This window comes from Tunicatimonas pelagia, from assembly GCF_030506325.1.
Taxonomy (GTDB): domain Bacteria; phylum Bacteroidota; class Bacteroidia; order Cytophagales; family Cyclobacteriaceae; genus Tunicatimonas; species Tunicatimonas pelagia.
Genome location: NZ_CP120683.1, coordinates 4,496,750 through 4,521,913, shown reverse-complemented (window position 1 = coordinate 4,521,913; position 25,164 = coordinate 4,496,750). Strand labels below are relative to the sequence as shown.

Sequence of the window (25,164 nt, the reverse complement as noted above, 5' to 3'; positions counted from 1 at the left end):
ATGGATACTGGCACTATCTGGACCGAAGAAAATTCAAAAGACTTTATACAGTATGGCAACGATTTTGTTCCCTACCGTGATGAACAGCAGCGGATTATTGGCGAACTAATTAACCCACTGCCGTCTTCGGCCAACGTAGTCGATTTGGGCTGCGGAGCCGGACTGCTGAGTTATCACCTACTAAAAGAATATCCTCAGACGACAGTATACGGCTACGATGGTTCGCCCACTATGCTAGAACAAGCCACTCAACAATCTGGCTCTCACCGAAATCGCTTTCGTACCCAACAATTTGACTTAGCCGCTACTGACTGGCGAACGTTTTCGTTTCCGGTACACGCCGTAGTTTCGTCCTTGCTCATTCACCACCTGGATGATGCCGGAAAGCAGCAGTTGTTTCAAGACTTGTACCAAGCACTAGCCCCAGGTGGGTCACTATTCATTGCGGATATTATTCGTCCCGCAACGCCAGTTGGATTTGAGATAGCCGCCCGGCAGTGGGATACTTACGTACAGCAGCAACAGCATCCCGATGCCTACCAAACCTTTACCCAAGACCACTGGAACTACTTCGCCTACCCCGACGAAGACCCAATAGATCAGCCTTCCACCTTACCTGACCAACTCAACTGGTTGCGAGAAGCTGGGTTTGATGCAGTAGATGCTTACTGGATGTTTGCTGGCCACGCTATTTTTGGAGGAAAAAAGGAGTAATTACCCCCCAATCCAGACTTCTATGTTTCATCGCCTCTATCAATACAACCACAGCACAAACGAGAAGCTCATCCGCTACCTAAACGAAAACTCGGTAGATCACAAGCAGGTTAGTTCTTGGATGAGTCACCTGCTAAACGCTCACCTCACTTGGTTGAGTCGCCTCAGAGGAGAGGCATCGCCGTTTGCCGTTTGGCAGGAACACGAACGTTCGCAGTGGCTCGCTATCAATCAGCAGGCCTGGGAAACTACCCAGCAATTCTTAGACGATACTGACGACTTAACGCAAACTATCGTCTATCAGAATACTAAAGGAACTTCCTTTAAAAACCGGGTAGATGATATACTTTGGCACGTACTAAATCATTCCACCCACCACCGAGGGCAAATTAGCACCGTAATTCGCCAGCAAGGACTAACCCCTGAACCGATGGACTATATTTTTTATGTAAGGAAAGAGCGGGAGATATGAAATGTGAAACCGGAAGATGGAGAACGGAAAAGAATTTACAGTATGTACACATATTCAATACTTTCCGTCTTCCATTTTTCGATAAGAATCAACCATTGATGCGAATAACGGGTTGACGTATCTTATTAGAAATCATATGGTTGTACGAACATTATTAATCGCGCGGCGAACCGTTATGTTCCTACGAAATTTTATTATAAACGACTACTTTTCTTATGAACCCGTTATTCGCATCTTTGAACAATTGAACCATGAAAATTCTATTCTCCGAGCATCAAACTGATTATACTTCCTACACTTTTTCCTACGCGGTTTACTGCGTGAAGGAAGCGCAAGAAGAACTGCCGGAGATTTACGCTCGGGGATTTTTACCGTACACAGGCGACACTGACTGGAAAGACGATGTGTTCTATCTGGCCCGCAGCCTACGGGTAAATTTGGCTGAATTTAAAACTCTCTCAGAAAACCGACGAGTAGACCGGAAGATGGAACCGCTGCAAGCCGGGATGCTGGTGCAGCCTAAGGCCGAGTTTGATACCAATGACCCAGACTTTGTAACTTTTTGTACCGACTACGCTGAAGAGCGATTTGCCGGAGGCAATATGGAATCCGAACGTTTGCAATACGTACTAAGCCGTCAGTTAATTAGCCATATTTTCACCTTTCGCAATACCGACCGAATGCTAGGCTACGTATTCGCAATTATACAAGATAGTACCTTGCACTACTGGTTCTCCTTCTACGACACCGAATACATGCGGTCGCACTCCCTGGGTAAGTGGATGATGTGGAAAGTAATTGAATGGGCCCAGGAGCAAGGCTTAGGCTACGTATACATTGGCACCTGCTACCGCGAAAAATCGCTGTACAAAGTGCGCGACCATAAAGGAGCCGAATTCTTTGACGGCATCCGGTGGAATACCGACTTAGATCTTTTAAAAGATCTGTGCCGATCTGACGAACAAGATAAACCTGTGGACGCGCTGAAGTCAGAACGGAAACGCCAAATAGGAAAGAGCTATTTTTCGTAGAAGAATGAAGTTGTAGATGAATTCATGTGGTGGTAGGGAGACTTAGAGATTGACCACATAAATCTACCTAGAATCAAAAGCAGTCAAGTTCTTAACAAGCGCGTAATTAAATTCCCCTTTACGGGCTTCGCGTGAAAACCAGCTAAATTAATAATGCTTACTACATCGCGAGACTGAAGCCCTTCGTATCCCTGCACTACCAGTAAATGATCTTCGGCATGTATATCAATTGACCAAGCGATAATATCTTTCACATTATCCAGGTAAGACGCAATGCGATCTACGCAGTACATTTCCTGGATGTTGGTTTTAAACTTAAGTGTCCTCATACCAATTAGTGAGAATTAAATGACAATCTTATCAATTTGTTGCATACAAAGAAAGTTCCTAAGTCAAATTGGGTAAAAAATACTGGTGTAACGTTTGTTTTCTTGTACAAAAAAAAGAATTCATTTACTCACCATTAATATCTGTGAATATCTCTCATTAAAAAATTTATATTATAAATTTTCACGGAATAATACTATTAGGTGATCTCTTTCCTTCTACTATCTTTGTGCTATGAAGTGGTTGATCCAATGGGCCATCCGGTATGTGCCGCGTAAGTATTTGCAGCTAATTAGTCAGCCGTTGCTCCGCTTAATAGCTTTTTTCTATCAAGGTGATCGTCTATTTTGCCCGGTAGATGAACGGGGTTATCGTAAATTTTTGCCCTACGGCCGTATTGAAACCCGTCAAAACGCCCTCTGTCCTGGTTCGCTAACGCTAGAACGTCACCGTCTGCTTTGGCTTTATTTACAAGACAAAACTGACTTTTTCGCTAAGCCTCAAAAGCTATTGCACGTAGCTCCCGAAATCTGCTTTATCCCTAAGTTTTCCGAAATGCCAACGCTAGATTACACTACGGGTGATCTGGATTCGCCTTGGGCAGATATTAAAATGGATTTGCACGATATTCCTTTCGGTGATAATACGTTCGACATAGTGCTGTGCAACCATGTGATGGAGCACGTAAAGGACGATATTCGCTGTGCCAGTGAAATTTGTCGGGTGCTAAAACCCAATGGTTGGGCCATTATTCAGTCGCCCACCTACAATATTCCGGTCACGCAAGAAGACACATCGGTAACTGATCCTAAAGAGCGGGAACGCCTCTACGGACAAGACGACCACGTGCGCCGCTACGGCCACGACTACGGCGATCGATTGCGCCAAGGCGGATTTCAGGTTACTGAAGATGATTACGTAAAACATTTCACCCCCGAACAAATTCAGCGATACGCCCTAATGAAAAACGAGATTGTCTATTTTTGCAAAAAGCCTTCGGCCAGAGACCGGAATGCAGATAGTAAGACACTGAAATCAACAAAGTGAAATCTAGTCTATAAGCAACCATAGTATAAGCTGTTTCAAGAGTAATTACTCCGGGCTCCGGCCTCCGTTAACTATTGAACAATTAACCCATGAAAGTACTCATTTTAGCCGGAGGATTTGGCACGCGACTAAGCGAAGAAACCCATCTAATTCCTAAACCGATGGTGGAAATTGGGGGACGACCTATTTTGTGGCACATCATGAAGATTTATTCCAGCTTTGGATTCAACGAATTCGTTATTCTGCTGGGCTATAAAGGCTACGTAATTAAAGAATACTTTGCCAACTATTTTCTGCATCAGAATGATGTGACCATCGATATTGCTCACAACAGTATTGAATCGCACAGCCAGCACGATGCCGAACCCTGGAAGGTTACGCTGGTTAATACCGGACTCAACACCATGACGGGCGGTCGGCTCAAACGAGCTAAACCCTACCTGAACAACGAACCGTTTATGTTCACCTACGGCGATGGAGTGTCGAATGTGAATATCAAAGAATTGGCGAACTTTCATCAGAGCCACGGCAAGCTGGTTACCATGACCGCCGTGCAGCCCGAAGGAAGATTTGGAGCGATGAAGTTTGGCGAGAATCAGGTGGTAGAAAGCTTTGAAGAAAAACCGGAAGGCGAAGGCGGCTGGATCAACGGTGGCTTCTTCGTCTGCCAGCCCGAAGCACTGGATTATGTGGAAGGTGACCATATCATGTTTGAGCGGGAACCCATGCGACAGTTAGTAAAAGATGGTCAGCTAACGGCCTACAAACATTATCAATTCTGGCAGTGCATGGATACCTTGCGCGACAAACGTAGGTTGGAAACGATGTGGAACGAAGGGCAGCCCCGCTGGAAAATTTGGTAGATTTATGAAGAAAATTCTCATCACCGGAGGGCTTGGCAACCTCGGTAGTTGGCTCACCGACTATTTTGCTCAACAATCAGCGTACGAAGTACACGTACTAACGAGCCGTAAACGATCTATTATTACTGAGGCAAACTTTCAACTTATTACTTGTGATATTTCAGATGCCCAACAGGTAGAAGATTCACTTTCACCGCATCAATTTGATGCCGTAATTCACACTGCCAGTGTTAATGATTATTTCAAACCTAACTTTGCCCGAGATGCCTTGCTGGTAAATGCGCTGGGCACTCGTAATTTGCTGGAACATTTTGCTGGTTATTCAGGAGCTAAGCCTCACTTTGTGTACTTCTCTACTTTTCAAATTTACGGTAGGCGTAGTGGACTGATTACCGAAGATTTGCCCCCCGAACCTAAGAATGACTACGGAACCACTCACTTGTTCGCCGAATACTACGTAAAGCAGTTTTACGCCAATCAGCAGTTGCCCTACACCATTTTTCGGCTCACGAACAGCTACGGTTGCCCTAAAGATTACGATTCTTCTAAGTGGTACTTGGTGTTGAATGATTTGGCAAGGATGGCAGCCACGGAAGAAAAAATTGTGCTGAAATCGAACGGAAAGGCTACCCGCGACTTTATTTGGATGGGAGATGTGTGCCGGATCGTTGAAAAGGTACTACAACTTCCGCAGGCTCCGAACAATACGTTTAATATCTGCGGTGAACAAACCTATTCTATGCTAGACGTTGCTCAGGAGGTTCAGGCTGCCTATCAAAACGAGTACGGGAAACAGCTACCGATCACCACCAATGAGCAAGACACTGCCCAGCATCCCGACGATTTACAGGTTAGTGCTAAGAAACTCAAATCCGTAGTGAACTATTCGCTTAGCCATCGCTTTCAGGAAGAAGCGACCGCTATTTTTCACCTGCTAAAGAATAAACCATGAACGTACTGGTTACCGGCCATAAAGGATACATCGGAGCTCATTTAGTACCCTTGCTCATAGAAAACGGTCACACCGTTACGGGTTGCGATATTAACCTGTACGAAAGCACCGGCTGGGAAGAAACTGTTGCACCCCAAACCGAATGGATTCGTGATGTGCGTAACCTTTCGGTAGAAGATTTGCGAGGACACGATGCAGTAATGCACCTGGCGGCACTGTCTAACGATCCCATGGGCGATGTTGATGCTGAACTGACCTACCAAATTAATCTGGAGGGATCGGTGAAACTAGCCGAGATGGCAAAAGAAGCCGGAGTATCTCGCTTTCTGTTTGCCAGTAGTTGCTCTATCTATGGTAAGGGGGCCAAGCTGGATATGGACGAAAGCGACCCGGTGAATCCGCTCACGGCTTACGCCAAGTCCAAAATTGAATCCGAAAAGCGTATATCGGCCTTGGCCGACGATAACTTCTCTCCTACCTTTCTGCGGAACGCTACCGCCTACGGTCACTCACCCATGCTACGGATTGATCTGGTGGTGAATAATCTACTGGCTTGCGCCGTTTCCCAAGGAAATATTGCCATTAAAAGTGACGGTTCACCCTGGCGACCGCTCATTCACTGCAAAGATATTGCCCGTGCGTTTGTGGCTTTAGGCGAAGCTTCTCGCGACAAAGTGCATAACTTAATTGTGAACGTAGGGGGCAATAAAGAAAATTTCCAAGTGAAGGATGTAGCCGACGAGGTGCAGAAACTGCTACCGGAAGCTGAAATTGTGTACACCGGCGAGGTAGGCGAAGACCCGCGTAACTACAAAGTTAATTTTGATTTGCTTAATTTTGTCCTCCCCGATTTTCAATTGGAATACACATTGCAAAAAGGAATGCAGGAGCTACACCAAAAACTAACTGAGCACCAGTTCAGCGAACAAGATTTTGCGGGCGACCAGTTTGTGCGGCTTCGCACGCTAAAAAAACGACTGGAATTGATTCAGTAATTTGATTATGTTTTCCAAATTTGCAATCAGAACTAATCACCGACCGACTTCAGTTGAAGATCATTACGTCCGATGATCTGGACGATATTCATTATCTGCATTCTTTACCGGAAACTGATCGATACAATACGCTAGGTATTCCTGAAGACAGGGCGGTTACAGAAGCCATTGTGCAGCAGTGGCTGAATCAGCAGCAAGCCGAACCTAATCATCATTTCACTTGGCGAATTTCTGATAGAGCTACTCAGAACTTCATCGGGTTGATTGCCCTACACCTGGGAGAAGAGCGATTTCAGTTGGCTACAGTTTGGTACAAGTTGCTTCCAGTATTCTGGGGAAAAGGTTTAGCGACCGAAGCATTGAATGAAGTACTTAGGTTTGGTTTTAAAGAGCTACATTTGCATCGGATTGAAGCCGGGTGCGCCACCAAGAATATTGCCTCCGCCCGAGTGCTAGAAAAAGTCGGAATGCAACGCGAAGGCAGCAAACGAAAAGTACTACCCATCCGAGGCCAGTGGGTGGATAACCATGAATACGCAATTTTAGAAGAAGACTGGAAGAGGACAAAAAAGTGAAATTTGAAAAACGGGCGGGGCGCACGGACTTAGGGAAGTATAAATGCGAGGTCAAAAGTGTGGACGAAAAACACATACGCCAAGCTCCCTGCTCCAAGCCCAAGCTATTGAGCAATTGAACCATTGATTATATGATCTTTACTGAAACCAAATTAGCCGGAGCGCACATTATTGATCTAAAGAAGATAGAAGACGAGCGTGGTTTTTTCTCCCGAGCCTTCTGCGCGAATGAATTCCAGGAGCACGGGCTGAACCCGACGGTAGCTCAGTGCAATTTGTCGCTGTCTAAAGAAAAGTATACACTGCGGGGCTTTCATTATCAGGTGGAAGGAGCCGAAGAAGCCAAAACTGTTCGCTGCATTCGGGGCAGTATTTTAGATGTGATTATTGATCTTCGGAAGAACTCGCTCACTTACTGCCAGCACGTAGCAGTAGAGTTATCCGCTGAAAACCATCGGGCTTTGTACGTACCGGAGCATTTCGCTCATTCATTTATTACCCTGGAAGATAATTGTGAAGTCTTTTATCAGGTATCTCAGTTTTACGCTCCCGGAAAAGAACGCGGCATCCGCTGGAACGACCCTACATTTAATGTTGACTGGCCTACTCAGCAACCTATCGTATCGGAGAAAGACGCGAACCATCCTGATTTTCAGCCTTAGCTCAGATAAGTAAATAACTTCTAAAGTGCTTCGGCCGGATGTGTGTAGGGTTCCGACTGCTGAAAGTAATATTTTACCAGACCATAGCCGTAGCCCAAGAACACCGTAAAGGCAGTAAAAATGCTCAAGATCCCCACCCGAAGTGATTTATATCGTAACGCTCCTTCAATCACAACCGCAATCGCGTAGAACCCTAGCATGGCTAACAACCACTTTCCTAACAGAGGTATAGCAATTACTAGCAGCAGTGTTAAAATTAGGTAAGCGTAAAAGGCCAGTGGTAAAAAATAAATAGGTTTCAGGCTACCGGGAAACAAACGCGCCAGGTTGATTCGGGATTTACCGAACCAGACCATCTGCTGCCAAAAGCCCGCCAGCGTACGCTTACGTTTATGGTAGATAAATGCTTTAGGAATTAGTCCAACCGTAAAACCCTGCTGGTGAATCCGGATACTCAAGTCAATATCTTCCCCGCAATTGGGAAGGCGGTAGCCACCGGTGGCTTCGTATACTTCTCGCGAAAACCCCATATTGAAACTGCGGGGATGATACTCACCTACTTGTTTCTTTTGCCCGCGAGTTCCGGCGGTGGTCAGGAAGGAGGTTAAAGCGAAATCAACGGCTTTCTGCACGGGTGTGAAAGAAGCATGCCCGCGGTCTGGCCCACCAAAAGCATCTAACTGCTGCTGCTGAATACCTTCGTGGACGTGCTGTAAATATTCTGACGGAACAATGATGTCAGAATCTAGAATAATGAAGTAGTCGCCTTGGGCTTGTTCCATCCCAAAATTGCGAGAGAAGCCCTGTCCGTGGTTGCCCGTCGGCGCGTAGCGAACGTTCAAGTGATTCTGAAAATCAGCCACTACTTGATCGGACTTAATGGTAGAGCCACTTTCTACCACAATCACTTCAAAGTTAGAGTAAGTTTGCTGAACTAAGCCTTCCAGTACCTCCCGTATATCTTCGGGGCGATTATAAACCGGAATAATTAGCGAGTAGAACATGATTACACCAGTTTACTCTCGGGCTGCGGGGTTTTCTCGGCAATCAGGTAGTCGTTTTTCTTACCCGAATGAATAGTGACCATCTCGCCCAAAAAACCAGCAAGGAAAAGCTGTACTCCCAGTATTACCGCCACCAGAGCCAGATAAAATAATGGCTGGTCAGTAACTTCCCGCACTATTAGTTGATTATGGATTCGGTAGATCTTATCCACAATCAGCCAAACTGTCACAATTAACCCAAACAAAAACGAGAGCGAACCTAATGTGCCAAAGAAGTGCATGGGTCGCTTCTTAAATTTGGAAACAAAGTTGATTGACAGGAGATCCAAGAAGCCAAAAATGAAGCGTTCCAGACCAAATTTGGTAACACCGTACTTCCGTTCCTGATGCTGCACTACTTTCTCGCCGATGCGGGTGTAACCATTACGAGCGGCAATCATTGGGATGTAGCGATGCATTTCGCCGTATACTTCAATGTTCTTGATAACCTCCCGACGGTACGACTTTAAGCCACAGTTAAAATCGTGCAGTTTTACTCCTGAAATCATTCGGGTAACGGAGTTAAAAAACTTAGAAGGAATAGTTTTGCTAATGGGATCGTGGCGTTTCTTCTTCCAACCCGATACCAAATCGTACCCCTGCTCCTGAATCATGGCGTATAAGTCAGGAATCTCGTCGGGACTGTCCTGCAAGTCGGCATCCATCGTAATAATCACTTCACCTTGGGCGTGGTCAAACCCGGTTTGTAATGCAGCTGATTTGCCGTAGTTTCGGTTCAACCGCAATCCTTGCACATTAGGATTGGCTTCTGCTATTTCTTGAATTACCTGCCAAGAATGATCCCGACTTCCATCGTCTACCAGCAACACCTCGTAGCGAAATCCGTACTCGCCCATTACCTGAGCAATCCAGGCGCACAGTTCTACCAGCGATTCTTCTTCATTGTACAGTGGAACAACTATGGACAGGTCTTTCTTCATTAATCAAACTCCGGTTCTTTCTTCTTAATAATGGCTGCCACAACTAGTGAGATAATTAACCCAAAGAACAAATTTCCGGCTAAGCCTACCAGTTGCCAAGTGAGGCCAAACAGGTTGCGATCTTCCATCGCCGCCGCATTTTCGTCAATCTGCTCATCGCTCATACCAAAGCTCTCCCATACTGCCACCTGTTGGTTAAGTGCTTCTTTCTGAAGCTCCTGAGCAATTTCGGGAGTAAATACATTGTACTGTAGTACATTGTACGTCACCACCAGCACCGCCGCAATAGCATAAATGACAAAAGAGGATGCTAAAGCATTCTTGAAAGTAAGATAACCCCCGTTCTTTTTTCGTAGTTCAAAGCCCGCGATAAATAGAACAGCTATCGTAATTCCAAATATAAGAAAGCCTATCAGTGGATTCTGAATAAGTTTGTAGTCAATCAGAAAAACTCCTGCCGTGAATGCTACATTTAGAGCTCCGAGAATCAGGCCGTATCTAACCGAATGGTTCATAAAGCAATGGGTTAGTGTAGTGTACGAATTACAAAGATAATAGAACTTATGAGTTGGAAACGCTACGGGAACGCAAAGATGAAATAATATTAACGGCCAAGGCAATGGTAGCCGTTAGGAAAAAACCTAGCAATAGTTTCTTTAACAAATCATCCAGGGCAATTTCTACCGCCGTAATACTGCTCACCGCTTCGCGGGTTTGAGCGTACTGCACTTCACCGAACTGCTCCAGAAATTCTTGTTGTTTACTTTCCAGCGACTGGAGCGAAGCCTCTTGATAAGAAGCTACTAAGCTACTATCAGCCACCATAGCGATATAATCTATTGAAAATGTGCTCAAACAAATGGTTCCGTACACCACAATGCCTAGCACCAATCCGTACCAAAACTTCCATTTTCCTTCCCAGTGGTAACGACGAAATTCAGCCAGAGCCAGCAAGGGGAAAAGTATGAAGATAATAGAATAAACCACCAGCTTAGGGGTAGTCCAGATAAGCGGGTTTTCCCCTCCCCATTTCATGGCAAAGAATAAACCGATAGCGATAACGCTGCCTACCAATCCGTACTTTAGCCCTACGGAAAAAATCTCCCGGTTTGGTGATTCTTCACTCATGGAGCTAGATACTGTTCGCCAGCGTTAAATACTGCCAACACCCGCCCGGTCAGTGGATTACCCCACCAAGGATGATTGTTAGATTTGGAAGGACTGGTTGATTCGTTAAATTCCCAGCTTGCTGTGGGATCAAACACGGTTAAGTTCGCCGTTTCGCCTTCGGCTATTTTGGGTAGCGGTAGTTTTAGTAACTCCCGAGGAAGATGCGTACAGCGATCTAGCAACGACCACCAAGGCAATGCTTCTGATGCCACCTGAGCCAACGTCGGCAAAAACGTAGGTAGCCCAAGTATCCCGAATTCGGCCAGATCAAACTCGCAGCGTTTACTTTCCACATCCTGTGGCTGATGGCTGGATACAATCACGTCAATCGTCCCGTCTTTCAGCCCTTCCAACAAAGCTAACCGATCTGCTTCGGTACGTAGCGGCGGATTTACTTTATAGTTGGTATCAAAGTCAGCCAGTAGCTCATCGGTCATGACCAACTGATGCGCGGCTACATCGCAGGTGATCGCCAGTTCTTGCTGCTTCGCTTGGCGAATTAACGCTACTGATTCAGCAGTAGAAATATTACTGAGATGCAACCGAGGTGGATGAGCGTAAGTAAACTCGCTGGCGTACTGTAATAGCCGGATGTGCTGCTCTACCGCTAGTGTTTCCGACAAGCTGGGCATTCCTTTCATTCCTAGCAAGGTGCTTTGCACACCTTCGTGCATGGTACCAAACTGGGTAAGTTGGGTATCTTCCGGGCGGTTAATCAGCAGTCCACCAAATTTCTGCGTGTACTGTAAGGCCTTCAGCAGCACTTGTCGGTGGGTGAGCGCATTCAACCCATCCGAAAACGCAACGGCGCCGGCTTGATGCAGATCAATCATTTCGGTTAGCTCCTGCCCTTCGGCACTACGAGTAACCGCCGCTAGTGGATGAATCTTAACTAAATTTAACGAACGACCTAGCAAATAGTGTAAATCGTTCTTCGTATCCAGTACAGGTTCAGTGTTAGGAACCAGCGCAACTTCGGTAAACCCTCCGGCCGCTGCCGCCTGACTACCCGAATATAAATCTTCCTTATGCTCCAGACCCGGATCGCCAAAATGCGCCTGCATATCCAGCCAACCTATTGAAACCCGCACTTCATCACCTTCAATTATCCGATCCGCCTGAATATTAGGTTCAGTATCACTCGCAGCTTCCAAGCGAGCGATTTTTCCGTTTTGAATAAACAGATGAACCCGTTGCTGATGTAGTGGTGAGGAAGGTTCAAGAAGAGTGACAGACTTTAACCAGACGTTCATTAGGATGGTAGATAACTGCGGACAAAAATAGTAGATTCTTATTAATAGTCCACAGGGTTGGTAATGACTGATGCACAATGATGGATGATTTATACATGCCGTTCATCATTATTCATTAATCACTACTCATTAGATTGGACTGTGGACTATTATATTTGAAATATCAACCGCTTAATGTATGGCTCAAGACTACGACAAGATTCTGAAAGAAAATATGGAGGCACTAATCCTGCCGTTGGCTGATAAGCTGTTAGGTTTGCCTATCAAAACCACGGAAGAGCTACCCGATGATCTGCAAACCACGCTAGAGCGCAAGCCTGATTTACTAAAGCGGGTTACTGCTCATAAAAATGAACATCCCTCCTACTTATTGCACATCGAGTTTCAGGTGAAAGATGAAACCACCATGGCTAATCGGATGCTTTTGTATTACGCTATGCTCTGGGAGAAGTACCAGGAACCGATTAAGCAGTACGTCATATTTATTGGATCGCGTAAGCCTCGCATGGCTACTATTTTGAACCACGAACAACTAAATTACCACTTCACTTTGGTAGATATCCGCGAACTTGACTACCGTAATTTACTTAGCAACGCTACCCAACCGGAAGAAGCAGTGTTAGCAATCCTAAGTAGTTTTAAGAAAGAGGAAGTAGATACAGTAATTCCTAAAATCCTCAACAGATTAAGGCAGTTATCCAAAAACGAACGAAAATTAAAGAGATACGTTCGACAGATAGAAATACTGGCTAACTTACGCCACCTACAACCAAAAGTCATACAATATACCGAAGCAATGGCACTTACTTACGATATTAAGACTGACGTTCGTTACCAAGAGGGCAAAGAAGAGGGTAGACAAGAAGGTAAGGGCGAAGGTAAGGAGGCAATGATAATTGCAATGCTAAAGTCTGGATTACTTACGGATGAGCAGATTGCTCAGATTGCTGATACACCGCTAAAGCAAATTCGGAAGGTTAGGAAGTCAATTGAAAAGTAGCTGCTAGGCTTTACTGGAACTGATTCTCTACTCAGCTCACTTTTTCACCTGTTACAACCACTGGTCGTGGGCTGTAGATCGTCAACCGACAACTAAAGAAACCGAATCAGCAGAATCTCAGCAAGTAAGCTAGCCAAGGCTAATAACAAAGCATATTTCCACAAAGCTACCTGATCGTTTTTAGATTGCATCAAAGCAGTGAAGCCTTCTACATCGTCAGCTTCGTACAGAGAAACGCCTTCTATTCCTTCAATCTGCTGCTGAAGCTCGTCAACGGTGTAGGGCTCTACCAGTGATTCTGATTCGGTATTGTTAAAGGAAAGAGAAAGTAGCCCTACCGCACTATCGGCCGCGTTGGCGGCTTCTTCAGTACGTACCAGTTCGTAAAAACCGGCTTCAAGTATATTTTGCGGCACCTCCATCAGTAGCCGTCCGTTTACTGCTCGTTGCGTTGGGATTAGTTCTTGTTCGTCGCGGCGCAATTTGTACAAGTAGCGGGGACCAGTAGCTTCCCGACTGGCGGAGTCTAGTAAGCGTGAAGCTTCCAGCGTAATAGTATTTTCATCCATCGGGTAATACAGCGGTACATCCAGCGATTTACTCATAGAAGCTAACCGATACATCACCGGTACAAATATCGCGTGACGGTACAAACTGGTAAACTCCTGGCGCAACGGGGTGCTAAACACAAAAATCTGATCTCCCGAAGTGAACGGCGTTCGCAACGAAAGCAGATACGGATCGCCGGTTTTATAACGTAGCAACGAGCTACCCGGCAGATTGTGGTTCACCAACGGCACAGCGAAGGGCATGTCAAAATTATCGGCTTGCCCCTCGAACATATTGTCGAAGAAAGGATTTGCCAAATCAGGATTGGCCAAAGTCACTGTACGCACTCCGGTAGAATCAGTGTAGGTTTGGCGCTGAGCCGCTAACGATGTGTTTTGAGTAACTTCACTGAGAAAAGAAACATCGCCACTGGAGGGCAAAATAAATACCATATGTCCTTCGTCTTCCAAAAACTCGCGAATGTAAGGCAGTAGCACTGAAGCGTTTTGATTACCCCCTTCTATCTCGTTTAAGATTAGTAAGTTAGTGTTATCCAGCAGACTATAATCCAGATTATCGATACTGAACGATTGGAAATTGAAGACACTCTCGTTGGCGTATACCCGAGCTACGTTGGTAGCACTATTCACTCGGGTTGCCGCCAAATTAGAAGTAATTTCCAGCACATTAATTTTATCACCCAGGTTGAGTGTAAAGAAAAATTCATTATCGAAGGTAACGGGATAATCTTCGAAGACAACCCGACACTGATTTTGCTGCTGAAGCGGGAAGTTGAGCGGAAAATTAACCGTATTAGTCGCATAGGCATTAATGTCTACACTGCCGCTGCCCACCTGCTGCTCGTTAATTAGCAGACGAACAATAAGGTTTTCTACTGCTTCACCTCCTTCGTTTCGCAAAGCTACGGCTAGTTCGTTCGCCTGCCCGGCCATCATAAACGGGTTGGCCAGATACATAGAATCCACAAATACATTATGTTGATACGACGATTGCACCGGAACCAAATTCACCTGCAAGGTAGTGTCTTCGCCCAGTTTACTTCCCTGTATTTCACCGATGGTTGATTTCTGAAAATCAGAGATCAGGTATACATCCGCCCGTTGTATTTCGTTGCCTTGCATACCAGTTAGTTGCACATCACCTTGAATTTTCTGCAACACTTCATCCAGGCCACGAGCCACTCCGGTGAGCGATACGTTGGTAACCAAATCCGTGAGTTCCTCACCGCTTTTGGGTACGCGCGAAAAACTGCCAAAGCCATTGGTCAGCAGTTTATACTGAGTATTGCGGGGATAGTACGTAGCAATTTCATCAACAAAGCTCACTCCTTGGTCAATACCCCGCACTCCGTTCGCCAATTCGGATGACATGCTCAGTGAATTATCCAGATAGAGATACACCAGCGGATTTTCGCCTGACCCCGCCTCATCATCATTTTCTCCGGGTAGGTAGGGCTGGGCAAAGGTGAGCACTAGAAACGCAATAAAGGCCAACCGGGCTAAAAGAATCAGTAAGTGCTTGACTTTCAATTTGGAAGTGGTCGTTTCCTTTACATTTTTCAGAAACTGATTGTTGCTGAAGTATATTTTTTTGGTACGCCGAAAATTAAACAGGTGAATAATAATCGGAATAGCCAATGCTAGCAAGCCCCACAAAAACGACGGATAGACAAAGCTCATACGTTAGCTAATTGGAAAGTAACGGTCGACTAATTCTCGGAAACAGGCATCTCCCCCGCGCCGTTCCAAAACGATGTCAGCAATCTCTCGTATTGCTGGAGAAGCATCCGCTGGGCAAGCCGAGATGCCTACTTTCTGCATTACTTCACGGTCATTAATATCATCGCCCATAAACAGAATTTCTGAGTATTGAATGCCTAACGTCTCCATCCAGCCTTCCAGTATCTGCGTTTTTGGATCTTTACCCACGTAGCAATATTCTACGCCCAGCATCTTAGCTCGATACTCTACCGTGTTAACAGTAAAGCTCGCGCTGATAAACGCCACGGGTAATCCCTGCCGGATAAGTTTGGAAATAGCCATACCATCTTTGGCATTATATTTTTTGAAGGAATCTCCTTTCTCGGTAACGTAAATTCCACCATCGGTAAGCGTTCCGTCTACATCTAAAACAAGTAAGCGAATTTTATCGGGATCAATATTCATGAAAGTCTGGGTTCTGGGTTCTGGGTTCTGGGTTCTGGGTTCTGGGTTCTGGGTTCTGGGTTCTGGGTTCTGGGTTCTGGGTTCTGGGTTCTGGGTTCTGGGTTCTGGGTTCTGGGTTCTGGGTTCTGGGTTCTGGGTTCTGGGTTCTGGGTTCAAATTAGTAAACATATCGTAATTCAGAACTGTGAACCCAAAACTCTGAACTCTTAGGGCTTATTACTTTTCAACTCTGTACGAATTATCTGGTTTTTTCTTTCCTGTCTACAAAACAGTATCTACTGATTTAGTAGTGCATGTACTAAAAATGAAGTTTTTCCGCATGAAATCATTTTAGCCTTTCTTGAGTTTATAGTATATTCGTAAATAGAAATTTATAAGTAAATGCCGCATGAAGCGGTAGTTCTTTTACATATTGAAGGTTACCCGCTTGAGTCTAATCTCGTTTTCTAAATCCAACACTTAGACCATTACCGAGCCAAGTTTGCCACCAAAACCGGGCCTCACCCTAACTTTTGTTAGGGCATTCTGCTTTTGCAGGATGTTAACAGTGGAGGGTTGCGATGGCGTAACAGCTCAAATCCTGTTTATTCTGGGATTTAGTAAAACCGACAGACTCAAGTTGGGTTTTTTTCCAAACTTTCTTCCCGGCTTTCTTGTAACCGTTCTGCTTCCCGTAAAGCTTCATTTACAGAAACTCGTTCTCCATCTACCTTCGCCACTACAAAGGCATCTTGAATGCCCATTTGCTGCACATCTTTCTGAAAGGCCAAGGCTTTGGGCAAGTCCCTAAATTTTCCTAAGGTATACTGATCCAGCGGACCGTTGTAATCAATGTTCATCTTTACCAAATCTTCCTGGTAGTCAGCCAGATTAAAATTCTCAAAGGCACCAATTTGCACTTCGTAGAATACTCCGGTGTAGTAGGGGGAAAGTTCTAACAACAAATCGTTTACCCGGTATAAACTATCAACTTGTTCCTTTAGGTAGTGATTGTGCGCTTCGGCCCGTTGCAACGATTTTTGCACTTGCGGCCAGCGACCAAATAATGGAGTGAAAAACTCAATGAATATCAGGTAACCTACCAACAACAAAATAAGCCCTCCGCTAAAAATTAGTCCTTGTTTAAGTGCTTTGTTCTCTCGTTGCACCCGGCTCTTCTGTTTGCTAACTTGCTGAAATTGTTCGGCGAGGGTTTCCATATACTATATTAAACTTCGTGGTTGATTGCTGAATTTCAGCAGATTATCGGATAAATTTACGCTTCTATTGGGATTATCCACACGGACTTTTATATTTGTCGTTAAGATGAATACACAAATCAATATGTTTACTGCATGGTGGTGGCGCAAGAATATCTTCTTTGCGTGAACTAGGGGTAACTTATTGTACAAATAACTTAATAATCGCCTACTGTCTACGCAGTAGGCTTTTTTTTTACAAAAACTCAACCATTTACCAACATGAATACACAATCACCCCCCAATACCTTTCGGCTCGTTACCCGATCCGAGCGATTATTAGCAGACACTGTAACTCCTGTTAGCATCTACTTGAAGATTAGGGATCGCTACGAAAATCCTATTTTGTTGGAAAGCTCCGACTACCACAGTAGCGATAACAGCTTCTCGTTTATTTGCTGCCAGCCGATTGCATCTTTCTCGGTGAACCAGAGAACAGTTACCCAAGTTTTTCCCGACGGTACTAAAGACTCGCAGTCAGTAGAAAACCCTCAGGCAGTGGTCGAGATGCTAGCGCAATTTTCTCAACGGTTTGAAAGTGAGGAAAGCAATTATCGCTTCACTACCAGCGGCTTGTTTGGCTACATGGCCTACGATGCGGTACAATATTTTGAAGAGATTGATCTTTCTTCAGATGAAAAAACGCATTACAACGTTCCCGAAATATACTACGCAGTGTATCGCTACGTGGTTGTAGTAGACCACTTTCGTAACGAACTATACGCTTTTGAGCATCAGTACGAAGGCAATGATGGCGAAGATAGTGGCCTAACCAACTTGCTGGCACTTATCAACAATAAAAACATTCCCAGCTACCACTTCAAGCGTAGCGAAGCCGAGGGAAGTAATTATACTGATGACGAGTTTCTGGAGATTATTCGTAAAGGGCAGGAACATTGCTTTCGGGGCGATGTATTTCAGATTGTGCTGTCGCGACGGTTCCAGACAGCTTTTAAGGGCGATGAGTTTAATGTATATCGCACCTTACGCTCCATCAACCCTTCCCCTTATCTATTCTACTTCGACTACGGTAACTACAAGCTATTTGGTTCTTCGCCTGAAGCCCAGATTGTGATTAAAGGCGATACTGCCAGTATTTACCCTATTGCCGGTACTTTTCGCCGTACGGGTAGCGATGAAGCCGATGCCGAACTAGCACGTAAACTGATGGACGACCCCAAAGAGAATTCTGAACACGTAATGCTGGTAGATTTAGCCCGCAACGACTTAAGCCGCAACGGCGACGATGTAACGGTAGAGACTTTCAAAGAAATCCAGTACTTCTCCCACGTTATTCACTTGGTTTCTAAAGTAACCGGAACGCTCTCGAAAGAGACGTCACCCATTCGGGTAGTGGCCGATACTTTTCCTGCCGGAACGCTTTCGGGAGCACCCAAGCATATGGCCATGCAGTTGATTCATCGTTACGAAACTACACAACGGGGCTACTACGGTGGTGCTCTCGGCTTTCTCGGGTTCAACGGCGATTTTAACCACGCCATTATGATTCGCTCGTTTCTGAGTCAGGACAACACCCTGTACTACCAAGCCGGTGCCGGAGTTGTTGCCAAGTCAGAAGCTAAAAAGGAATTACAAGAAGTGAATAATAAGCTGGCAGCATTGCGGAAGGCTCTGGAGTTAGCAGAAACAATTGCAAATTGAAAAATTACGAATTGTTCAAAATGGGATTTACAATTGATCAAGTTGTTCCTTGGGGAAGGAATTTAGAGGAATATCAGCGTATGTTTGCGCTTCTACCAGAGAGTTTAGATAAAAAGATACTTGGTTGCGGAGATGGCCCTGCCAGTGTAAATGCTGAACTCTTCTCTATAGATAAGGACTACACATCGTTAGATCCTATCTATCAATTCTCAGCTCAACAAATCCGAGAGCGAATAGAAGCAACTGCTACGGTTATTAAGGAGCAATTAACAAAAAATCAAGCCGATTATATTTGGGATTACTATCAGTCGCCCAAGCAACTAGTAAAAACTCGATTAGCTGCGATGGAGCTATTCCTACAGGATTTTGAGCAAAAAAATAATACTAATCGCTACGTAATAGGAACCCTGCCTAGTTTACCTTTCGAGGATGACTCCTTTGATTTAGTCATTTGTTCTCATTTTTTGTTTGCTTATTCAGAACAGTTAGATGAAGAATTTCATCAAAAAGCTATACTAGAAATGTGCCGGGTAGGTAGAGAACTCAGAATATTTCCTTTGCTAGAGATCAGCGGTAAAGCCTCAAGACATCTGAATAGCGTAGTAAATTATTTGGAAAATCAGGGAATACATACTGAGATACTAACCGTTGACTACGAATTTCAGAAAGGTGGTAATCAAATGTTAAAGTTGACTAGTGTAATTGCAAACTAAAGGTTGGGAAATTTAAAATCGCAAATTATTTAGGATGGCGAAGAAGATTGAGCAATTTGAAAGTTTACCGATCTGGCAACAAGCATCTGATGTTGCTTCTGAGATATATCAGTTAAGTGTTCGGGAAGAATAGAAATATGCTTTTGGTATCAAAGATCAGATACAGCGTTCTGCCTTATCCATTTCAAGCAATATTGCCGAAGGTTTTGATATGATAACACCAAAGATTTTATCCGTTTTCTACGGTACGCTAAAGGCTCAGCGGGAGAACTGTGGAGTCGATTGTACGTTCTTCACCAATCGGGAGTCATTCAATGAAATGAGTATGATACTTTGCGAAATAGACTACTGGATATTTCCCAGCAAATATCAGGCTTCATGAAATACCTTCGCTTAAAAGTATAAATTTTCAACTTTACAATCTGTAATTTTTCAATTTGTAATCAACCATGAAAATACTAGTCTTAGATAATTACGACTCTTTCACTTACAACCTAGTGCATATCCTTCGGGAGTTGGGAATGGAAGAAAAGATGGATGTCATTCGGAATGATAAAATCTCGGTAGAGGAAGTAGATCACTACGATAAAATTCTGCTTTCACCGGGGCCGGGTATTCCTGAAGAAGCAGGTGCCATGATGGAACTCATCAAAACCTACGCTCCGAGTAAAAGTATACTTGGCATTTGCTTGGGTCATCAGGGTTTTGCCGAAGCTTTTGGGGCTGAGTTGTATAATATGCCGTTGGTACTGCACGGCTACGGCGATAAAGTTTTTGTTGAAGATGATGAAGAATATTTATTTCATGGCTTGCCTAAATCCTTTGGGGTGTGTCGCTACCATAGTTGGGCGGTGGTTGCTAGTTCGGTGAACGATGATTTGGTGGTAACTGCCCGGGATATTAAAGGAGAAATTATGGGGCTTCGCCATAAGCAATACGATGTAAAAGGTCTGCAGTTTCATCCGGAATCAATCCTGACCGAACACGGGAAAGAGATGATTAAGAATTGGTTAAGTGGTTGAATTGCTGGTTGCTGGTTGCTGGTTGCTGGTTGCTGGTTGCTGGTTGCTGGTTGCTGGTTGCTGGTTGCTGGTTGCTGGTTGCTAAAATTAATGAGATGTGATAAATAACAAGAAGCATTTACAACTAAATGATATTGAGGCATACAAAGCTGCCTTTCACCTGAGCAACAAGGTATGGGATTTAGTCCTAAAATGGGATCACTTTAGTAAAAATACTGTAGGCATTCAGTTCGTCCGTTCAGTAGACTCAGTATCTGCAAATTTAGCGGAAGGATTTGGTCGCTATAGCAAAAAAGATAAGATCAAGTTCTATCGCTATGCCCTAGGCTCAGCATATGAGTCCCTAGATTGGAATGAAAAGGCTAAAACCCGTAATTTGGTCGGCATGAAACAATATCAAGAAATTTATAGCGATTTGAAAGGACTGCCCAAATTGATCAATACTCTTATCAAGGTAACCAACACAAACCTATCAACTTAACAATCAACAACCATCAATCGACAATCAACTGATGAAAAACATCCTCAACAATCTCATCGAGTATAAATCACTGGATAAGCAAACTGCTAAAGATATACTGGTCCGCCTGGCTCAAGGAGAGTTTAATCAGAGCCAAATGGCGGCCTTTCTTACCGTATTTCTGATGCGAAGCATTACGGTGGAAGAACTAGAAGGCTTCCAAGAAGCGATGCTAGAACTCTGCGTGCCCTTGAATATTGCTGATTACGATGCCATTGACCTGTGTGGCACAGGTGGCGATGGCAGAAACACTTTCAATATTTCTACTACCGCCTCGTTTGTGGTAGCAGGTGCTGGGCAGAATGTTGCCAAACACGGTAACAACGGAGTATCTTCGGTTTGCGGTTCATCCAACCTACTAACCCATTTTGGCTACGAATTTACCAACGATACCAACCAACTGAAACAGAGCCTAGATCAAGCAGGTATCTGCTTTTTGCACGCCCCGCTCTTTCACCCGGCTATGAAGAACGTGGCTCCGGTGCGGCGCGAACTGGGCATGAAGACCTTTTTCAATATGCTGGGGCCAATGGTGAACCCTTCGTTCCCGAAGAAGCAATTGGTGGGAGTCTTTAACTTAGAACTGGCTCGCCTTTACGCTTACCTGTTTCAAAAGAGCGATAAGCAGTTCGTTATTCTGCATTCTTTAGATGGCTACGACGAAATTTCCTTAACCGGACCATTTCGCATGATTACCAATGCTGGGGAATATCTGTTACGCCCAAAAGACTTAGGGTTTCAAACACATGCGCCAGAAGCCATTTACGGAGGCGAAACTGTGGAAGAGTCAGCCAAGGTATTTCTGAATATTTTAAAGGGAAAAGGAACTCAAGCCCAACAAGAAGTTGTGCTGGCAAATGCAGGAATGGCAATTCACTGCGGCAACCCTTCACTTAGCTTGGAAGAAAGTATTACACAAGCAAACGAATCATTAGCATCAGGCAATGCACTGCAAGCCTTCCAAAAAATGGTAGGCAAACCCATTTCGGCCTGATGCTCTATTGGCTTACCGATGATTTGGTATTTCCCCTGGTTGAGCTTGCCGAAGATTGGGGTGGTTTGGCTCTAGGCGGCGACCTTTCCCCCGAACGCTTATTACTAGCCTACCGCTCCGGTATCTTTCCCTGGTACGACGAAGATCAGCCCATTATCTGGCATGCTCCCGACCCTCGCTTTGTGCTCTTTCCAAATAAGCTACATATTCCCCGTAGTTTGCGCCCGGTGCTCAACCAAAAAAAATTTACGATCACCTACAATCAGGCCTTTCGGGAAGTAATTGCCAACTGCCAGCAGATAAACCGCCCCGACCAGCCCGGCACCTGGATTACCGACGAAATGTTGGAAGCATATTGTGAATTACATACACTGGGGCACGCGCATTCGGTAGAAGCTTGGCAAAAAGGAAAACTGGTAGGTGGGCTATACGGCATCTCACTAGGAAAAATATTCTTCGGCGAATCTATGTTTTCTCAGGTAAGCAATGCCTCAAAAGTCGCTTTTGTTACTCATGTTTTAGATTTGAAACAAAAGAATTTTTTGCTCATCGATTGCCAAGTACACACTCCCCACCTACAGCGCTTCGGAGCAGAAGAAGTCCCCCGCCAGCAGTACATGAAGTTACTCAGTAAAGCACTATCTGCCGATGAGCATGGTCAATAGTCAATAGTCCACAGTCCACAGTCCACAGTCCACAGTCCACAGTCCACAGTCCACAGTCCACAGTCCACAGTCCACAGTCATTGGACTACAGAGTTAGAAGGTTGAAGGTTACAAAGTTTCGGGAATTATTCATCCGGTCTCCGGTCTCCGTTTTCAACTATCAATCAATTCATTGCTCACGCTGCCATACTAATTGTACTCTTTGCACGCTGATTTGGGGCTAAATATTACCTACGACAGCTTTTACCTAAAACGTATCGCAAACCCAGATACTAACTTTGTAGATTTATCCCTGTTCAAACCGCAATAGTCTTATTTAGTGAATGGATATAGTTTCCAAGGCAGATATATTTAATTCGCCTTCCCTCCTAATGCTGGATAGCTTACCTCTGCCTACCATATTAGTAGATACAGAAGGCAGAATAGCGCAAGTCAACCAACTTGTCTGTGAATTACTTGAAGAAGAGGCCGGGCATCTCATTGGGAGTCCTTTTTTGCGAGGGTCTTGGTTACTAATACGTACCGATAATAGCGTTTTGGAGGCTCCCGAAGAGCTACTAGTCAGTTCACCGCAAGATCAAGAGGCAATTAATGGAGTAAGAATTGGTCTTATTCTCAAGAAAAATACGGTTTGGCTCTCTTTTCACGCGAAATCGCTCTTTTCGGAAGAAAATGATTACCAGGGATCGGTAGTTACTTTTGTGGATGTAACTACCAATACTAATGCTGAGCTGAAAGCCTCTCGACAGGCCAGCCGGTTGCTCTCGGTACCCGAACACCAAACGAACTATATTATTCGTACCGACCTAGAAGGAAATTTCTTGTATCTCAACCAAGCGGCTCGAGTTCAATTTGACCGAGAGGATGAAGATGAAGATGTGTTCCGATCTTTAAATTACCTTACTGATCCTAAGTACGCCATATCATGCATTAAGGCTGCTGCCTATTGTATCGACCACCCGGGAAGTTACCGTCATATTGAGATACGGTGTTACAACAATAAACGAGAGTATTTTTGGACCGCTTGGGATTTGGTAGGCATTACGGACGACACCGGAGACGTAGTGGAGATTCAGGCAGTAGGTCACGATATTTCGCAGAAGAAGCGAATGGCCGACCTGTTGGGTGAAACCAGCCAGATGGCTCGCATTGGTGGTTGGGAAATTAGTAGCTTCTCCAAGCAAGTTAGTTGGACTCCTGAAACCTACCGCATTCATGATGTTGCCGAGGGAACGCGCATCTCCATGCGGCGTGTCATTCAGTTTTTTCATGAAGAACATCAACCCATTATACGGCGAGCGTATCGGGAGCTAATCAGTAACGGCGAACCTTTTGACCTCAGCCTGAAATTACACACTGCCCAACGACGGGAACTGTGGGTGCGAGTAATCGGTCAGCGAGAGAGCGTTCACGGTAATTTTGTGCGAGCCTACGGAGTTATTCAGGATATTACTGAGTCGCAACTTTCCAAAGAGCGAATTAAACACCGGGAATGGCTCTTCCAATCGGTATTCAATAGTACGGCCGATGCATTATTCATTATTGACCAGGAACGTAGAGTTATTAACTGTAACCAAAGTGCGTTACGTATTCTTGAGATTGATCAAAAAGAGGATGTGCTAGGAGTTGATGCCACCAGTTTTCAGAAGGATCCTTTTACTAAAGAAGAGGTTACCTCCATTCGCAAGGCAATAGATGAAACCGGACTATGGACCAGCGAAGTTGAGTTCGTATCTACTAAAAGCAGGGTTTTCTGGGGTAGCTTAGCAATTACCACTTTTCCCGAAATGGGTTACGGAGTAGTGAGAATAACCGATATCACCGATAAGAAGAAGGCCGAAGCACTTTTGCTAGAAAGTAATCAGCACTTAACCAAAGCAAACCAGGAGCTAGACCGCTTTGTGTACAGTGCTTCGCATGATCTTCGGGCTCCGCTCACCTCAATACTTGGCCTTATCAGTCTGGCCGAAACTGAAAATGGCTTAGAAGAAGTGCAGGGCTACCTTCAGCATATGAAGAAAAGTGCTCATCGGTTAGATGCTTTCATTAAAGACCTCATTTACTTCTCGCGCAATGCTCGCATGGAAGTAACAGCCGAACCAATTGATTTTAACGATCTTATTGGCGGAATATTTGAGCAGTACCAGTTCATGGATCATGAAGTTCCGGTAAAAACCTCGCTAGAGGTTAATCAGCATACTACTTTCTTCACCGATCAAAGCCGACTGCACATTGTTTTAGGTAACATTATTTCTAACGCCATGAAGTACCGCATGAATCGGCGCGACGCAGAATCTTATGTGAAGGTAGGCATAGAGGTCAATCAAGAAGAGGCAATAATTCGGGTAGAAGATAACGGCATAGGCATTCCTAGTGCTCATCAGTCCAAAATTTTTGAAATGTTTTACCGAGCCGACGACCACAAACCAGGGTCAGGGCTGGGGTTGTATATTGTTAAAGAAACGATAGAAAAACTAAAAGGCTCGATTAAAGTGCGCTCTAGCCACGAGCTGGGCACTGAGTTTACCTTGCATCTTCCCCAACTTCCTCTAAAATCCTAGAAGCAGTTT

26 protein-coding genes and 1 pseudogene are annotated in these 25,164 nt (G+C 44.7%); 18 read left to right on the top strand and 9 right to left on the bottom strand.

What is annotated here, in order from left to right; genetic code table 11:
- The 3 genes from P0M28_RS19425 to P0M28_RS19415 all read left to right on the top strand — a co-directional run bounded on the left by P0M28_RS19425 (position 1) and on the right by P0M28_RS19415 (position 2,217).
- On the top strand, positions 1 to 714 hold the full coding sequence (locus P0M28_RS19425; RefSeq protein WP_302204385.1) for a class I SAM-dependent methyltransferase: 714 nt from the start codon (positions 1 to 3) through the stop codon (positions 712 to 714).
- 22 nt (positions 715 to 736) lie between these two features.
- Positions 737 to 1,186 (top strand): DinB family protein, encoded by a 450-nt coding sequence (locus P0M28_RS19420; RefSeq protein ID WP_302204383.1) that lies wholly within the window; start codon positions 737 to 739, stop codon positions 1,184 to 1,186.
- A gap of 251 nt (positions 1,187 to 1,437) precedes the next feature.
- Positions 1,438 to 2,217: a GNAT family N-acetyltransferase gene (locus tag P0M28_RS19415; RefSeq protein WP_302204381.1), complete on the top strand. Its 780-nt coding sequence runs from the start codon at positions 1,438 to 1,440 to the stop codon at positions 2,215 to 2,217.
- Between the two features lie 83 nt (positions 2,218 to 2,300).
- Here the strand turns inward: P0M28_RS19415 and P0M28_RS19410 are convergent, their stop codons facing one another.
- Entirely contained in the window at positions 2,301 to 2,546 is a 246-nt protein-coding gene (locus tag P0M28_RS19410) for a hypothetical protein (RefSeq protein WP_302204380.1), read from the bottom strand.
- 232 nt (positions 2,547 to 2,778) lie between these two features.
- Here P0M28_RS19410 and P0M28_RS19405 point away from each other — a divergent pair, with 232 nt between their 5' ends.
- The 6 genes from P0M28_RS19405 (at position 2,779) to rfbC (ending at position 7,638) form a co-directional block, all read left to right on the top strand.
- Positions 2,779 to 3,591 carry a class I SAM-dependent methyltransferase gene (locus P0M28_RS19405; RefSeq protein ID WP_302204378.1) on the top strand — a complete coding sequence of 271 codons (813 nt, stop codon included), beginning with the start codon at positions 2,779 to 2,781 and terminating at the stop codon, positions 3,589 to 3,591.
- Between the two features lie 89 nt (positions 3,592 to 3,680).
- A complete protein-coding gene (gene rfbF, locus P0M28_RS19400) occupies positions 3,681 to 4,454 on the top strand; it encodes a glucose-1-phosphate cytidylyltransferase (protein WP_302204376.1) in 774 nt (257 codons plus the stop codon).
- Between the two features lie 4 nt (positions 4,455 to 4,458).
- Entirely contained in the window at positions 4,459 to 5,406 is a 948-nt protein-coding gene (locus tag P0M28_RS19395) for an NAD-dependent epimerase/dehydratase family protein (protein ID WP_302204375.1), read from the top strand.
- Positions 5,403 to 6,401: an NAD-dependent epimerase/dehydratase family protein gene (locus P0M28_RS19390; RefSeq protein WP_302204373.1), complete on the top strand. Its 999-nt coding sequence runs from the start codon at positions 5,403 to 5,405 to the stop codon at positions 6,399 to 6,401. Before P0M28_RS19395 ends, P0M28_RS19390 begins: the two co-directional genes overlap by 4 nt.
- A 20-nt stretch (positions 6,402 to 6,421) precedes the next feature.
- A complete protein-coding gene (locus P0M28_RS19385) occupies positions 6,422 to 6,976 on the top strand; it encodes a GNAT family N-acetyltransferase (protein ID WP_302204371.1) in 555 nt (184 codons plus the stop codon).
- Positions 6,977 to 7,107: 131 nt separating this feature from the next.
- Positions 7,108 to 7,638, top strand: coding sequence for a dTDP-4-dehydrorhamnose 3,5-epimerase (gene rfbC / locus P0M28_RS19380; protein WP_302204369.1), 531 nt, complete (start codon positions 7,108 to 7,110; stop codon positions 7,636 to 7,638).
- 20 nt (positions 7,639 to 7,658) lie between these two features.
- Here rfbC and P0M28_RS19375 read toward each other — a convergent pair whose 3' ends face one another.
- The 5 genes from P0M28_RS19375 to P0M28_RS19355 are packed head-to-tail and all read right to left on the bottom strand — an operon-like array spanning position 7,659 to position 12,045.
- Positions 7,659 to 8,642, bottom strand: a complete 984-nt coding sequence (locus P0M28_RS19375) for a glycosyltransferase family 2 protein (RefSeq protein WP_302204367.1) — start codon at positions 8,640 to 8,642, stop codon at positions 7,659 to 7,661.
- Between the two features lie 2 nt (positions 8,643 to 8,644).
- Entirely contained in the window at positions 8,645 to 9,622 is a 978-nt protein-coding gene (locus P0M28_RS19370; RefSeq protein ID WP_302204365.1) for a glycosyltransferase family 2 protein, read from the bottom strand.
- A complete protein-coding gene (locus P0M28_RS19365) occupies positions 9,622 to 10,137 on the bottom strand; it encodes a DUF4199 domain-containing protein (RefSeq protein ID WP_302204364.1) in 516 nt (171 codons plus the stop codon). The genes P0M28_RS19370 and P0M28_RS19365 overlap by 1 nt, the downstream gene beginning before the upstream one ends.
- Before the next feature lie 46 nt (positions 10,138 to 10,183).
- Positions 10,184 to 10,750 (bottom strand): DUF4199 family protein, encoded by a 567-nt coding sequence (locus P0M28_RS19360; protein WP_302204362.1) that lies wholly within the window; start codon positions 10,748 to 10,750, stop codon positions 10,184 to 10,186.
- On the bottom strand, positions 10,747 to 12,045 hold the full coding sequence (locus P0M28_RS19355) for a dihydroorotase (protein WP_302204360.1): 1,299 nt from the start codon (positions 12,043 to 12,045) through the stop codon (positions 10,747 to 10,749). Before P0M28_RS19355 ends, P0M28_RS19360 begins: the two co-directional genes overlap by 4 nt.
- A gap of 178 nt (positions 12,046 to 12,223) precedes the next feature.
- On the opposite strand from P0M28_RS19355, the gene P0M28_RS19350 reads away from it, so the two are divergent.
- Complete coding sequence (locus P0M28_RS19350; protein ID WP_302204358.1) at positions 12,224 to 13,045, top strand: RpnC/YadD family protein; 822 nt, start codon at positions 12,224 to 12,226, stop codon at positions 13,043 to 13,045.
- A 92-nt stretch (positions 13,046 to 13,137) separates the two neighbouring features.
- On the opposite strand, the gene P0M28_RS19345 is transcribed toward P0M28_RS19350, so the two are convergent.
- The 3 genes from P0M28_RS19345 to P0M28_RS19335 all read right to left on the bottom strand — a co-directional run bounded on the left by P0M28_RS19345 (position 13,138) and on the right by P0M28_RS19335 (position 16,979).
- On the bottom strand, positions 13,138 to 15,294 hold the full coding sequence (locus P0M28_RS19345) for a BatA domain-containing protein (protein WP_302204356.1): 2,157 nt from the start codon (positions 15,292 to 15,294) through the stop codon (positions 13,138 to 13,140).
- A 3-nt stretch (positions 15,295 to 15,297) separates the two neighbouring features.
- Positions 15,298 to 15,780, bottom strand: a complete 483-nt coding sequence (locus tag P0M28_RS19340) for a KdsC family phosphatase (protein WP_302204355.1) — start codon at positions 15,778 to 15,780, stop codon at positions 15,298 to 15,300.
- Positions 15,781 to 16,394: 614 nt separating this feature from the next.
- Positions 16,395 to 16,979, bottom strand: a complete 585-nt coding sequence (locus P0M28_RS19335) for a hypothetical protein (protein ID WP_302204354.1) — start codon at positions 16,977 to 16,979, stop codon at positions 16,395 to 16,397.
- A gap of 261 nt (positions 16,980 to 17,240) precedes the next feature.
- On the opposite strand from P0M28_RS19335, the gene P0M28_RS19330 reads away from it, so the two are divergent.
- From P0M28_RS19330 to P0M28_RS19295, 8 genes and pseudogenes are all read left to right on the top strand, one after another.
- Positions 17,241 to 18,680: an anthranilate synthase component I family protein gene (locus P0M28_RS19330; protein WP_302204352.1), complete on the top strand. Its 1,440-nt coding sequence runs from the start codon at positions 17,241 to 17,243 to the stop codon at positions 18,678 to 18,680.
- Positions 18,677 to 19,393, top strand: a complete 717-nt coding sequence (locus P0M28_RS19325) for a methyltransferase domain-containing protein (RefSeq protein WP_302204350.1) — start codon at positions 18,677 to 18,679, stop codon at positions 19,391 to 19,393. The genes P0M28_RS19330 and P0M28_RS19325 overlap by 4 nt, the downstream gene beginning before the upstream one ends.
- 148 nt (positions 19,394 to 19,541) lie before the next feature.
- Positions 19,542 to 19,711, top strand: a pseudogene (locus P0M28_RS31125) (four helix bundle protein).
- A 131-nt stretch (positions 19,712 to 19,842) separates the two neighbouring features.
- Positions 19,843 to 20,415, top strand: a complete 573-nt coding sequence (locus P0M28_RS19315) for an anthranilate synthase component II (RefSeq protein WP_302204347.1) — start codon at positions 19,843 to 19,845, stop codon at positions 20,413 to 20,415.
- Positions 20,416 to 20,512: 97 nt separating this feature from the next.
- On the top strand, positions 20,513 to 20,896 hold the full coding sequence (locus P0M28_RS19310; protein WP_302204346.1) for a four helix bundle protein: 384 nt from the start codon (positions 20,513 to 20,515) through the stop codon (positions 20,894 to 20,896).
- 31 nt (positions 20,897 to 20,927) lie between these two features.
- On the top strand, positions 20,928 to 21,929 hold the full coding sequence (trpD, locus tag P0M28_RS19305) for an anthranilate phosphoribosyltransferase (RefSeq protein ID WP_302204345.1): 1,002 nt from the start codon (positions 20,928 to 20,930) through the stop codon (positions 21,927 to 21,929).
- Positions 21,929 to 22,594 (top strand): leucyl/phenylalanyl-tRNA--protein transferase, encoded by a 666-nt coding sequence (aat, locus tag P0M28_RS19300; protein ID WP_302204344.1) that lies wholly within the window; start codon positions 21,929 to 21,931, stop codon positions 22,592 to 22,594. Before trpD ends, aat begins: the two co-directional genes overlap by 1 nt.
- 323 nt (positions 22,595 to 22,917) lie before the next feature.
- On the top strand, positions 22,918 to 25,155 hold the full coding sequence (locus tag P0M28_RS19295; protein ID WP_302204343.1) for a PAS domain-containing sensor histidine kinase: 2,238 nt from the start codon (positions 22,918 to 22,920) through the stop codon (positions 25,153 to 25,155).
- Positions 25,156 to 25,164: the final 9 nt, after the last annotated feature.